9 protein-coding genes are annotated in these 14,501 nt (G+C 40.1%); all 9 read right to left on the reverse strand.

The features are described from left to right. Nucleotides 1-125: 125 nt before the first annotated feature. A complete protein-coding gene (locus LHV68_08970; GenBank protein ID MCB4792006.1) occupies nt 126-1,391 on the reverse strand; it encodes a glutamate-5-semialdehyde dehydrogenase in 1,266 nt (421 codons plus the stop codon). A 119-nt stretch (nt 1,392-1,510) separates the two neighbouring features. After that, on the reverse strand, nt 1,511-3,454 hold the full coding sequence (locus tag LHV68_08975; GenBank protein MCB4792007.1) for an aconitate hydratase: 1,944 nt from the start codon (nt 3,452-3,454) through the stop codon (nt 1,511-1,513). Nucleotides 3,455-3,572: 118 nt separating this feature from the next. After that, nucleotides 3,573-4,538, reverse strand: coding sequence for a PorV/PorQ family protein (locus tag LHV68_08980; protein ID MCB4792008.1), 966 nt, complete (start codon nt 4,536-4,538; stop codon nt 3,573-3,575). Between the two features lie 18 nt (nt 4,539-4,556). Further along, nucleotides 4,557-6,908 (reverse strand): T9SS type A sorting domain-containing protein, encoded by a 2,352-nt coding sequence (locus LHV68_08985; protein MCB4792009.1) that lies wholly within the window; start codon nt 6,906-6,908, stop codon nt 4,557-4,559. Between the two features lie 169 nt (nt 6,909-7,077). Next, nucleotides 7,078-9,696, reverse strand: a complete 2,619-nt coding sequence (gene clpB, locus LHV68_08990; GenBank protein ID MCB4792010.1) for an ATP-dependent chaperone ClpB — start codon at nt 9,694-9,696, stop codon at nt 7,078-7,080. 237 nt (nt 9,697-9,933) lie between these two features. After that, complete coding sequence (gene cysE / locus LHV68_08995; protein MCB4792011.1) at nt 9,934-10,656, reverse strand: serine O-acetyltransferase; 723 nt, start codon at nt 10,654-10,656, stop codon at nt 9,934-9,936. Between the two features lie 101 nt (nt 10,657-10,757). Continuing rightward, nucleotides 10,758-12,509, reverse strand: coding sequence for a tetratricopeptide repeat protein (locus LHV68_09000; GenBank protein MCB4792012.1), 1,752 nt, complete (start codon nt 12,507-12,509; stop codon nt 10,758-10,760). Between the two features lie 210 nt (nt 12,510-12,719). Continuing rightward, a complete protein-coding gene (locus tag LHV68_09005) occupies nt 12,720-13,217 on the reverse strand; it encodes a response regulator (protein ID MCB4792013.1) in 498 nt (165 codons plus the stop codon). A gap of 53 nt (nt 13,218-13,270) precedes the next feature. After that, nucleotides 13,271-14,500, reverse strand: coding sequence for a hypothetical protein (locus LHV68_09010; GenBank protein MCB4792014.1), 1,230 nt, complete (start codon nt 14,498-14,500; stop codon nt 13,271-13,273). Nucleotide 14,501 lies beyond the last annotated feature (1 nt).

The raw sequence follows: 14,501 nt of genomic DNA on the forward strand, positions 1-14,501 counted from the left end.
TTGATTTTTCTAAGCGCAATATTTTAAAAAAGCGCATAGAGTATAGAGAATGACGGATAGAAAAAAATCATGAGTTGTTTTTGATTTTTATTATCCGCTCTACGCTCTACGCTATCCGCTATTTATTATTCTCTTATTTCTCCGTTACCGTGAACTATATATTTTGTTGTCGTTAACTCTTTAATTCCCATAGTGCCTCTTGCATGGAGCTTTTGGGTAGAGATGCCTATCTCTGAACCGAGCCCAAAGACCGAGCCGTCATGGAGCCTCGTGGAAGCATTATGAAATACGGCTGCAGCATCAACTTCCTTCAAAAACTTATCGGCGGTTTGTTTATTTTCTGTGATTATCGCTTCCGAATGGCCTGAACCGTACTTATTGATATGGTTAATGGCCTCTTCAGCGGAATCTACGACTTTTATAGACAGTACCAGGTCTAAATATTCGGTTGACCAGTCTTCTTCTTTTGCGGGTATAACTTCGGGTACTATGCTTTTTGTGATCTGGCAGCCCCTGACTTCTACTCCCTGTTCTTTGTAGGTATTACACAGAGGCGGAAGAAAACTTTTTGCGATATCTTTATGCATTAAAAGAGTTTCCAGGGCATTACAAACCCCCGGCCTCTGGCATTTTGCATTGACCGCTATCTTTTTAGCCATTTCCAGGTTTGCATCTTTATCGATGTAGGTGTGGCAAAGGCCTTTTCCATGTGAAAGAACAGGAACCGTAGCCTGCTGTCTGATATCTCTTATCATCTGTTCTCCGCCGCGCGGTATAACTAGGTCTATGAGGTTATCGAGCTTCACAAGTTCGAATATAGCTTCCCTGTCAGTCGTTTCTATAAACCCGATCGCTCCTTCCGGCAGGCCTGCTGTACCTGCTGCCTGGGCTATTATTTTAAACAGTGTATGGTTGGTGTTTATAGCTTCTGAACCGCCGCGCAGGATGACAGCGTTCCCTGCTTTTAGGCAAAGGCCTGTGGCATCTACGGTAACATTTGGCCTTGATTCATAGATCATGGCGATAACGCCAAGAGGGACCTTAATTTTTTGTATATGGATACCCAGTGGCGGCGTCCAGTCTGCTATTATCTCGCCTACAGGATCGGGCAATACTGCTACATCTTTTAAGCCTCTTGTCATTTCGCTTATTCTTTTTTCGTTCAAAGCCAGCCTGTCTATAAGTGCATCGTTAAGCCCTGACTCTTTTGCAGCTTCGACATCTATTTCGTTCCTGAAAAGTATCTCGTCTTTTTGCTTAGCTATGGCGTCAGCCAGGGCAAGCAGTATCTTATTTTTTTGATCGCTTGTAAACCCTGCCAATTTCCTTGAAGCCAGCTTAGCGGCTATAGATTTTGCAATAATCAATTGTTTTAATTCTTTGGTTTCCATTTTACGCCTCATTAATTAGCACTCTTAATACTACAGTGCTAATTATACCACTTGACATTAATTTTGTCAAGCTGATTGTTTCTGATTCATTACTCGGAACTCGGGGGTAGTTCTGAATTTTATGCCGTTCTTTTATTCTTTATCCAGTTAAGGAGCCCGCCGGCAAGTATTATATCCCTTTGGCGCGCAGTCAAGTCATACTGAAGTATGATTTGTGTGTTTGTCCTTTCCACGGTTACTTTAACTACGCTTTTGTTCTTTAGACAATGGATCAAGTCGTTAAGTTCCAGTTTATCCCTTAATTCTATCTTGTCATAATCTTCCGGGTCAAGGAACGTTAACGGGAGTATCCCGAAGTTTATAAGGTTGGCGAGATGTATCCTGGCAAATGATTTTGCCAGAACTGCCTTAATATCCAAAAACCTGGGTGCAAGGGCTGCATGTTCCCTTGATGAACCTTGCCCGTAGTTTTCACCTGCGATTATTACGCCGCCGTTATGAAAGACAGCATTTTCTTTGGTTCTTTTTATAAAATCCTTGTCCACGTTATGGAAAGTGTATTCGGCTATCGCCGGCAGGTTCGAACGTAAAGGCAGAATTTTTGAACCTGCAGGAAGAATATGGTCTGTAGTTATGTTGTCTCCGAGCTTTATTAATACTAAAGGCCGGATCTTATCTGGTAATTTATCAAACTGTGGAAGGGGCTTAATGTTCGGGCCTCTTAGGACTTCCGTTTTTTGCGGGTTTTTTGAAGGGGGAATAAAAAGCTTATCATTAATATCGAGTTTTTTCGGTAAATTAATCTTGATAGCTTTTCCAAGCTTATCTGGGTCTGTGATCTTTCCGAAAACGGCGGCAGCTATAGCTGTCTCTGGCGAGCAAAGATAGACTTTGGCATCTTTTGTTCCAGACCTTCCTTCAAAATTACGGTTAAAGGTCCTGAGCGACACGGCTCCGCTTGACGGTGATTGCCCCATGCCGATACACGGCCCGCAGGAACATTCAAGGACTCTGGCATTGCTTGCTACGATATCGGCTAATGCTCCTGTTTTTGCAAGCATCACGAGGACCTGTTTTGAGCCAGGAGAAAGGACAAGGCTGACATTCGGGTGCACTTTTCTGGTTTTTAAAACTTTTGCGATAAGCATCATGTCTTTTAAGGAAGAATTTGTGCAGGAACCTATGGCTACCTGCTGTACTTCGATGTTTTCTACTTCTTTTACTTTCTTGACATTGTCCGGGCTGTGCGGCAGGGCTATCATAGGTTCAAGTCTGCTCAGGTCTACCTGCATTTGTTCGTCATAAATAGCATCCTGGCTTGCCGACAGTTCCTCAAAATCCTTTATGCGGTTTTGATCTTTCAGGAATTTTTTTGTTATTTCGTCAGAAGGGAATATAGATGTAGTCAACCCGAGCTCAGTGCCCATATTAGTGATCGTGGCGCGTTCTTCTACGCTTAAAAACTTAATCCCGGGGCCGCAGAATTCCAATATCTTGCCCCGGCCGCCTTTGACGCTTAACTGCCTCAAGAGCTCTAAGATTATATCCTTTGCGCTAACCCAGGGTTTTAATTTTTCTGTGAGCGTTACCTTAACTATCTTGGGCATAGTTACATAGAACGGTTCTCCTGCCAGAGCACACGCCACGTCAAGCCCCCCTGCACCGAAGGCAAGCATTCCAAGGCCTCCTGCTGTAGGTGTATGAGAATCAGAACCTATCAAGGTCTGTCCTGGGACTCCGTACCTTTCTAAATGAAGCTGATGGCATATGCCGTTTCCCGCAGGAGAGAAATATATGCCGTATTTGGACGCTATTGACTGTAAAAATCTATGGTCATCCGCATTTTCAAAGCCTGTTTGCAGGGTATTATGATCGATATAACTTACCGAAAGCTTTGTTTTAACTTTAGGTATTCCCATAGCTTCAAACTGCAGGTATGCCAACGTACCTGTGGCGTCCTGGGTCAAGGTTTGGTCTATTTTAAGGCCTATCTCTACGCCAGGTACCATTTTTCCTGAAACCAGGTGCTTTGAAATGATTTTTTGAGTAATGTTCATATTTATAACCTGCTCCGTTTATTCTAAGTAGAATAACCGATAAAGGACAACCTATTTTATAAAATTTAGTTTTATAAATCAACAAGTTTGATTTTATAATTTTTGCATAGACATTGGGGCAAAATTAGAACTTAAAAGTGGCAGATATCCGGTGGGTTGCTTCTAAATTTCCTGCTGAACTTATATAGGCGTAATCAATTCTTATTACATTGTGTTTCCAGTCACGGTTTACCGCTTCTTTCCACCAGGCCCCCTCACTTTGCGTTTTTAGAACGACCGGTGTCAAGAACCCTGCTCCGGCAGAAAAGCCGACAGAATCGCTTGCATTATAGCCTGCTCTTAAAAAGAAGGAATCGCTCATTCTATATTCGCTTCCAATGTGAAAACGGCTATCGGCATCGTTAGGCATCTCTTCATCTGCCGTAAATATTATTTTGGGTGAAACCATATAGGCCAGACCTGCAGTTATGTTCATGGGAAGCTGGTTTTCAACGTCTGAGATTTTTATCTTTTGACCGATATTCTGTGCGCAAACGCCAAAATTCAAGTTCCTTGAAAATTTATACAACAAACCGGCATCGGCGACAAAGCTTGCAGCGGAATAATCTCCAAGGTTTTGCTGAAAATATTTCGCATGGGCACCAAAACTGATATTTGAAGTTGCCGGGAAAGAATATCCAATGCCTCCGACAAGGCTATTTAAGCTGATAGTTTTTATTACTGTTCCTGCTCCATCCCTTGCATCAAGGTTCCCCATGGATATATAGTTAACGTCGAGTATAATGGAACTGTTGACATTTTTTCCTGCAGGTATTGAAATCGCTGCATAGGAACCCATTAGGTCGCTTATATAATCAGAGTAGGCAAAATGCAACTGCATTCCGTCCGTAAAAGTAAGGGCTGCAGGGTTCCACCAGACAGATTCTATGTCTTTATCCATAGCGACGTAAGCGCCGCCCATGCCCAGTGCTCTTGCTCCCTGTTCCATTCTCAAAAACACAGCTGTGGATGTGCCTGCATCGGTACCTGCAGCAAAAGTTGGAATAACTGATATTAAAAATATACTTGATATTATCAATGCTTTCTTCATTTTTTATCCTAAAGTTCCTTATTGCACAATGACCAGTTTGTTAAGTGCTTTCTTGTCGCTGGAGTTTCCAATATTTATTCTATAAAGATAAAGCCCAGTCGCAAGTTTTTTACCTGCCTGGTTTATTAAGCCCCAGGGCCGCTTTATTTCGCCGGAGGCTGCGGGCCAAGGTTCTGTATATACCAGCTCACCTAAGATGTTGAATACTTCCAGTGTTGCAGTTGTTACAGAAGCCGCATTGTATGCGAATGTCACCGCAGCTACGCCTTTTGCAGGGTTTGGATATACATATATTGACTGCTGCAATGCCGCCTGCAGGCCTGCCTGTGTGACGCTTAAGCTAAATGAATATTTAGTATTATCGGTTGTAGTGTTCCCTGCATTATCTTTAGCTACTATTTGTATTTTATAATAAGCATAGGTGCTTTGTGGCGCACAGGTAAAAGTTATTACGTTTCCCCCGCTGGTACCGTGAGTACCTGCGATTGCATTAGAGATCGAAGTTGGGCTCAAACCGCCGAGCACTGTTACTCCTGAACCTGTTGTTGTACTTAAACTGAGGCTTGACCCGCCGGTGTCCTCAAGCGTAACTGTGATCGTTGTAAAAGGCTGGGAGAGGATCGGGCTTACTGAAAATACCGAAGTTCCATCAACTGTTACATCTGTAATAGTGGGTGCAGTTGAATCACCGGCAACCTGGGCTACTGTCTTGTCTATCGTTATATTTCCGATTATTACCTTATCATTACCCGAGTTATCAATCGCGTGGTTTCCTGAATCGTCTATGCCTGAAACAGTAAATACATAGTTGTCATTGGGAAGCGACATTCCAGCTTCGTCATAACCGTCCCATGTCTCATCCTGGTCGCCTGCTGAGCGGTTAAATACAAATACTTTTTTGATATTATTTTTATTAAATGGAATGGGGTCGCCTGGAACATAACTATAGGTGGATGAACTTAGATAGTGGAGACTCCCTGTAGTCTGGCTCATATAAAATGTTGTCCCCGGAGAACATATAATTATTTTTATCTTTGCTCCGCCCATCTGTGAGTTAGCACCGGCTAAAGTATATTTTATGTGGCCAAGAGGTGTATCCTGGGTTATTCCAAGAGATGCTACATTGATGAGCCTGAGGACATCAAATGCTATGGTTCCTTCAATATTGTGGCTGTCCGTAATATTTTTGTTAAAAAAGCTGCCGGATTGCCCCCAAAACTCTATAGCATCAACTGTGTATCTGTAAACATCGTTGTTAACGATAAGCCCTTTTTCGTTTCTGCCGTCCCAACTCTCTACCTGGACTGTTTTATCCCAGTCATCAGGAGATGCGCCTTTGTCTATTGACGATATATTATCGCCTTCTTTCCTTGGAGCTGAACTTACGACAACCCTTACTAATGTATCATCGCTGGTAATTGGCGTCTGTTTCCTGTCCCATATTTTCATTGTTACAAATCCGTTTTTGCTCAGGTAATAATTAAACTTGAAAGGCGGGCCGTAATGTAATTCCTTGGTTACGTCTCCAACAGAAGTGTAAACTATTCCTTGATCTATATTAATATGGGTTACATCTACATTTACATAATTTGCAGCCAAGAAATCAGCCGCAGTTTTTGATGGATATGCCCTGACAAAGTATCCTCCGTTATGTTTATGCTGTCCAGCACCATGCTCATTTATGAAGCAATCCCATGTAAAAGTAGGAGTACATGAGAATGTTGTGCTACTAAAAAAAAGGTTATAGCCAGTTATAATAGGCACTTGAATTCTAGTTCCTGAAAGTAAGGTGCTTTTAACATTAATGGCGGTCACAATATCAAGAAAAATATCCGGCTGTGATGTGGGGTCAAAACCATCACCGGTTCCGGCAACAGTGAATGTAAGTCTTATTGTTTGGGAATCGTAACCGACTTGATAGGTGTTTATCCCGTCTACTGTTGTAGTTACATTTGTAATGCTTATCGGCCCGGAAATAGCTGTTACAGTTTTTGGGCCCATTACGGCGCTAACCGTGCCTCCAGAAGAATCAAAAGCAACTATACTGACATAATACCTTGTATTTGTGATGGTGTTGGAATAAAACACATGCATATCCGCCTGGCCCAGGTAAGGAGCTGATATCTTCTGCACTGAATTGTTTCCTTCTAATTGGGCAAAGGACAACCCCCCTATGCTTATCGTTGCAATATAGATGTAATAGTCGGTAGACAAAGTCGGAGAGCCGTGAACGTTCCAGAAAATGGCAAGAGTGCCGCTATAGTTTTTTACGGTTTGAAAGACTGGATCTGGTGGTGCAGCGATACAAAATGAAGATGAAACTAAGATGAGTGTGATTATGAAAAATAAGGAAAAGCAGAGTTTTCGCATAATTTAAACAAATTATAGTAGAAAAATAAAAATTTGTCAACCCCTTATTAAATAACAAATAGAAAACAATAAAAATCCTAAATTATAGGTCAAAATAAATGATATAATTTCAAAATTCAAAAGATTATTTGGGTAGTTCAGTCTATTATTTTTCAATTATTGTTGGGATTTATACGGTTTGTGTTTTTTTAATTGTTTTTGTATCTGTTTTTTCAAACACAAGTGTTTCTTCCGTGCCTTTGCGCTCCGCATCTGCAACAACCTTGTCGCCTTCTTTAAACTCTCCTGCGATTATTTTAGTTGAAAGGGGATTTAAAATGAGTTTTTGGATAGTCCGTTTAAGAGGCCTGGCTCCGAAAGCAGGGTCATAACCTTCGCGGGCAATAACATTTCGCGCATTTTTTGTCAATTCAAGCGTTATCTTTTTTTCTAACAACCTTTTTTCAACCAGTTTCAGTTGTATATCGATTATGGCCTGGAGTTCTTCGGCCCCGAGTTTGTTAAAAATTATTATCTCATCTATGCGGTTTAAAAATTCCGGCCTGAAATGCGCATGGAGCGCTTCGTTGATCCTGTTTTTCATCTCATCGTATTTTACCGCTTCCTGTATCCAGCTGGAGCCTATATTGGACGTCATAATAAGAACGGAATTTTTGAAATCAATAGTCCTTCCCTGGCCGTCGGTCAACCTGCCGTCGTCAAGTATCTGAAGAAGTATATTGAAAACATCGTGATGGGCTTTTTCTATCTCGTCAAAAAGAATTACGCAATAAGGCCTGCGCCTTACGGCTTCCGTAAGCTGGCCCCCCTCTTCAAAGCCGACGTACCCGGGAGGCGCGCCTATGAGCCTTGAAACAGAATGTTTTTCCATGTATTCAGACATGTCTATCCTGACCATATTCTTCTCATCATCAAAAATGAACTCAGCCAGAGCTTTTGCAAGCTCGGTTTTTCCTACACCGGTGGGCCCAAGGAATATAAAAGAGCCGATAGGTTTGTTCGGGTCTGAGAGCCCCGAACGGGAACGCCTCAGGGCGTTTGATACGGAGTTTATAGCTCCGTCCTGGCCTATAACACGCTGGTGAAGCCTGTCTTCCATCTTAAGGAGTTTTGCCATTTCGCCTTCTAGCATTCTTGCTGTGGGGATCCCTGTCCATTTATTGACGACCTCAGCTATATCTTCTTCGTCAACTTCTTCTTTAAGCATCCTCTGGTTTTTTTGTAATAAGTTAAGCTTTTCGTTTTCTTTTTCTATCATTTTTTGGACCTGAGGGATCTTCCCGTACCTGATCTCTGCAACGGTGTTCAGGTCGCCGGAGCGTTCGAGTTTTTGTTCTTCCACCTTTAAATTTTCAAGTTCTTCTTTTAATTTTCTGATTTCCGATATAGTTGCCTTTTCCTTTTCCCAATGCTGTTTCATAGTATGGGAGGTTTTCTTAAGTTCTTCAAGTTCTTTTTCCATTTTATTCAAACGCTCTTTTGAAATATTATCGCTTTCTTTCTTAACGGCTTGTTTTTCTATCTCTAACTGCATGATTTTACGTTCGACTTCATCGAGTTCGGCCGGCATTGAATCTATCTCTATCCTAAGCCGGGACGCGGCTTCATCCATAAGGTCTATAGCTTTATCCGGCAGGAACCTGTCCGTTATGTACCTGTTGCTCAAAGTGGCAGCGGCAACTAGAGCAGAATCCTTAATCCTTACCCCGTGATGTACTTCGTAGCGTTCTTTGAGCCCGCGGAGTATCGCGATAGTATCTTCAACTGACGGTTCTCCTATATATATTGTCTGAAACCTGCGTTCTAACGCCGCATCTTTTTCTATATGCTTCCTGTATTCATCTAAAGTTGTAGCTCCTACCATCCTTAGTTCGCCGCGCGCGAGCATGGGTTTAAGCATATTTGCAGCGTCTACAGCGCCTTCTGCAGCACCGGCTCCTACTATAGTATGCAGTTCATCGATAAAAACCACGATTTTTCCTTCTGCAGTTTTAATCTCTTTTAAAACAGCTTTAAGCCTGTCTTCAAACTCGCCCCTGTATTTTGCTCCTGCCACCAATGAGCCCAGGTCAAGGGCTATAATCTTCTTATTCTTTAAAGTTTCCGGTATATCACCGGATACGATTCTCTGTGCCAGGCCTTCTACGATGGCTGTTTTACCCGTACCGGGTTCGCCTATCAATACCGGATTGTTTTTTGTGCGGCGGGACAGGACCTGGATTGTCCTTCTTATCTCGTCATCCCTTCCTATAACAGGGTCAAGCTTTCCTTTTTTTGCAAGGTCAGTGAGGTCTCTTGAATATTTTTCAAGCGCCTGATACTTGTCTTCCGGGTTCTGGTCAGTTACGTTTTGGCTGCCGCGTACTTCTATAAGGACCTTCAAAACCTGGTCTTTGGTAATATTGTTTTTCTTTAATATTACAGCAGCGCCTGAACCTCCTTCATCTATAACACCCGTCAATAAATGTTCGGTAGAAACAAACTCATCTTTAAGCTTTTTAGCTTCTTTTTCAGCTAAAGAAAAAACTTTATTTAATGTTGCTGATGCGTAAACCTGAGCGCCTTGAACCTGCGGTCTTTTCTTTAATTCCTCTTCCAGCTGGCCCTTGACCAGGTTAAGAGAGACCTGAAGTTTTGCAAATATCGCAGGTATTACTCCCTCTGCCTGGTTAAGCATAGACATGAGCAAATGTTCGGGGGAAAGTTCCTGGTGCTGGTACTCTGCCGCGATATTCTGCATATCTGCAACCGCTTCCTGAGCTTTTATAGTAAATTTGTTTATATTCATAAAAACACCTCATAAATGTTAAATTAGCACTCAACATGCAACAGTGCTAATTATAGCACATAACTTAACTTTTGTCAATAATAAGTTCATAGTCCTGGGTAATGAGTTATTAGTTCAAAAATTTGCTAAAAACAGGAACAGAAGAAAAGCGAGAATGATATTGTAAAATAAATCTTTTCAGGGAGATATTTCTAACCAGGGTTGGATTAGAGGAAGTATGAAAGAAAATCTCTAGTTTTATGTTTTTGTCCAGTCTTCAAATTCTTTTTCCAGTTCTTTTTTCTTTTCTTCAAGGTTTTTGTCGGGTTGTATTTTAACGCCTTCTTTGGATTCTAATATTTTAAGCCTTTGTTCCAGTTTCTCAAATTCCTGCATCATAAAGCGCATTGCTTCGGCTATCGGGTCCGGAAGTCTGCCGTGTTCGAGTTTTTCAAGGTCTTCCTGTGAAAATCCGATTCCTACGCGTGCCGGCACGCCTACCGCTGTTGCATTTGCAGGGACGTCATGAAGCACGACTGAGCCTGCCCCGACCCTTGAATTGTAGCCTATAGTTATCGCACCTAGAACTATAGCTCCTGCGCCTATAACAACGTTATTTCCTAAAGTAGGATGCCTCTTTTTTTTCTCCAAGGATGTACCGCCGAGTACTACTCCCTGGTATAAAAGGACATCATTGCCTATTTCCGTGGTCTCGCCTATTACAACTCCCATCCCGTGGTCAATGAAAAACCTTCTCCCTATCGTAGCGCCTGGATGGATTTCTATACCGGTAAAATGCCGGTTTATATGGGATATGAGCCTTGCTATAAGGTTGAACCGTAGTTTCCAGAGGAAATGGGCTATCCTATGTGACCAAATAGCATGAAGGCCAGGGTAGCAGATGATTACTTCTAAAAAGGATCTGGCCGCCGGATCGCGGTGAAATATAGTTCTAATATCTTCAATTATAATTTTTATCATATCTAGGATTTTACTAATTTATTAATTATTTTTCAAATTGACACGGCGCATACATACGATTGAACGGGCTCAGTGTCTTTTGTATCGTAAAATGATTATACTTAGTACTGTTTCCGAAGGTTTTGCTTTTTCAAGGTTTCAGATAGGTTTTTCCTAGCCTCTTCACATGAAGGGTCTAGGCTTATTGCTTTTTCGAAACATATTATTGCAGCTTCAGGCAGTTTTATTCTGGAGCATTGCACACCTAAATCATTCAGCAATAAAGGATCTTGAAACATTACTGCACCTCTGGACAATAACCAAAATGCGCTGTAATTGTCTCCTTCCATGGAAAGTATTCTTGAATATTCTCTTATAGCATCGCTTGTTGTATTGATCAGCAGTGATTTACTAAAGAATAATTTAGCCATAGCTGGATTGTTTAATTCCTTATAACAAATACCCATCAAATACCACACATCGTCACGTTTAAATATGGGGTTTAATCTTGAAACACTTTCAAACTCATTTAATGCAATTTTGAAATTACCATTTGTCATATTGGCAATCGCAAAATTAAAATGAGCCCTTATATTCTTTGGTGCATGATTGACGGCTTCCTGGTAGAGTGCATAACTGTCTCTAAAAACATGATTTCTTTGCAAAGTGATTACAGCAAATGCGAAAAGAATAGCTAATCCTGTAATAGTTTTAACGAAAGTAGTCACAAATAGTTTGCGCGTATTAATAGTGTTAATTATACCTGTAATAACAATACAAAAACCTACGCATGGAAGATATAAATACCTGTCGTTGACGGTATTAATGAGAGGTATTACGTTACTTATAGGCGCATAAGTAACAGCAAAAAAACCTAGGCCGAATCTTAAAACAAGATTATTGGAAAACACAAATAAATAAACAGAAATTGTTATAACCGCGATTGCTGCCAGATTTATAATATTTAAAAGCGCTTTGGGAACATAGACAGAATAATCAATAGAAAGATTGAACGGCCAAAAAAGAACTTTTAAATTGTGCATAAAAGATGATAAAATAGTATTTAAATACACAGGCATAGAAGATAAGGGCTGCATATTGTTTTCAATATTTGGAAAAAATGTGATACCGGGAAAGTAGGAATATCGCGGGGCCCAATAAAACAGGAAGAAACCTAACGAGATTGCAATTAATGAAACAATAATTACCCAATCCTGAACTACAGGGTTATTACTTCGTAATATGAAGCCTATAATAATAATGAAAGGAAAAGAAAGGGCTATTTCTTTAGAATGGAGCGCTAAAATAAAACAAAAGAATATGATTGTATAAAAAATAGTTTTAGCTATATTCCCGTAGGTTTTGGAAACGGCTAAATATAATATCAGGGCATTTAAATAAAAAAATGTTGCTAAAAGATCTCCTCTGAAAGAAGCGATGTTTACAGTTTCCGATACCACAGGGTGCAACGCAAAAGCTAGAGCTGCAAAAATACTTGATAAATACTTATGGCTGTTATTTTTTATCAGCAGATAGCATAAAACATAAACAAGTATTGAATTAAGCCCATGAAGCATTAAATTCGTTAAATGGTAACCAAAAGGATTAAGCTGCCAGAAAAAATAATCCAGCATTAATGAAATTATAGTTAAAGGCCTTGCTCCGCATACTATTTTTACGGGATTTAAAAATTGTTTAAGGTCGAAAATTACTTTAATGTTGCCTTGCTTAGAGATGAAATCATTGTTCACAATTAAACGAAAATCATCAAGAACATAACTATTCCTTAAAACATTTATATGGGCCAGGAGAGTTATGATAAATATAGATAAGACAATAAGCAGCTGTTTCTGATATTCAGGTAATCTGGACAAAATATGGAGATTTTTCACAATTTTATATAAAAGGTTAAATAAAGTAGGAGGCACTGAAAAACACATTGTGCCCTTGACCTTCGATTTCACTCATGGTGTTGAGCCCTGCGACTGGGACACCCGGCTGAGCTTAGCCGAAACCCTCAAGACAGTGAGCGTAGCCGAATTGCAAAGTCGAAACATTACGGAGATTAACTTGTTTTGAATAATTTATTTAATATTCCTTTGAACTATATGAATTATTGGCTGATCCTGAGACTGATTAACTGAAATCGTTTGGATAAATTCTTGTATTATAGACTTGCCCTTTATGAATTTATTACGTTCATCAATGGCATTAAGGATCAGAGTTTTTAGTTCTTCTAAATTGATCGGCTTAACAAGGTAATCATGTATGCCGATTTTCATTCCTTCAACAGCAACTTCTAAAGAATTAGAACCCGTAACCAAAAATGTTATGTAATCCTGCGAAATAGCAGCTGCTTCTTTGATAAAAGATAAACCGTTCATGTCGGGCAAATTATAATCAACTACTAGAACATCCGCTCCGAATTGCCTTAAAATATCGAGAGCTTCCGTAGAATTTTCTGCAGTCCGAACAGTAAAACCAAAGAGTTCCAGATAATCATAAAAAGTATCCCTGATTATTACTTCATCGTCCAAAACAAGGACAGAGACTTTGCTTTCAGGGTTATTAAGGGAGCTCATAACTTACCTCTATTTTTTAGCGTACATAAGGCATATATAAAAATGATAGGTTACTATTTTACGACACTATCATGCCCAACTATAATTTTTGCGGATATAAGAATAGTTAACTCAGTCCTTACGCGTTCGGTATCATATTTCTTGAAAAGAAAGCCTATTAGAGGGATATCTCCCAATATTGGTATTTTATATTCCGTCCTTGAATTTGAATTTCTTACCATGCCGCCAATAACCGCGGTTTCACCGTTATTAAGAATAAAAGTTGTATTTGCCTTGCTTGTTGAAATCACAGGCACATTGCTTATAGATTCACCGGTTCTGAAGCTCTGTTCCGGGGTAACCATTAAAATTATCGTGCCATCTCTATTAATCTGAGGTTTTACGCGGAGCTTAATACCGACTTCTTTAAATTTTGTTGTAGCGATAGCTGACCCGGCAGTGGAAATACTTGACTCTTCGTATGGAACTTCTTCTATAATATCTATGTTTGCCTCTTGATTATTTAAAACTAAAAGTTTCGGATTAGTAAGGATTTTTGCATTAGTATCTTTTTTAACGGCGTCGATGAAACCCCTAACATTAAAATCATTGTTAAGGATTGAAACCGAAAGCTTTCCTCCAGCAGAAAGCCCCTGTGAAAGAGTCTGTTGGAATTCATACTTGGGCATAACAGAGGTATTAGAAAGGCTGGTAATTTCCGACCCTATTTGAAAAGCTGAATCCAATTTCATGTCTATAATATTTGCCTCTAATAAAACCTGCTGCGGGGGAGAGTCCAGGGATTTGATCAATATTTCCATCTTGTCGATATTGTCTGCTACATCTGTAATAATTAAACTATTAGAACGCATGTCTGAGGATATGCTGCCGTTTTTGGACAGATTTTGTTTTAAGACTCCATCAAGGTCTCTGGCCGTAGAAAAACTTAAGAAAAACACTTTAGTGACCGTAGTCATAACCGCATCACTTTTACTCTTAACAACATAGATATTCGTGTCTCCCTGCCTCACAAAATAAAGGTTATAGGTGTCTAATAAAGCGTTCAGTGCATCGTCCGTAGTAACATTGTCTAACTTAAAAGCTATTCTTCTTTTTGCCATTTCCTGGTCTGTAATCAGTTTATAGCCTGTTTTTTCAGTCAGTATAGTAAGCACAGTGCCAAGAGGAGTATCTGTAAAATTTAACGAAATAAGGTGTTTTTTTCCCGGTACTTCTGCACTTATGCCCACTAGAGGCAATGAAGAGCAAATCAACAATGCTATCATAAAACAATAATTTTTCATA

This window comes from Candidatus Liberimonas magnetica, from assembly GCA_020523885.1.
In the GTDB taxonomy this organism is placed as follows: domain Bacteria; phylum Elusimicrobiota; class Endomicrobiia; order Endomicrobiales; family JAFGIL01; genus Liberimonas; species Liberimonas magnetica.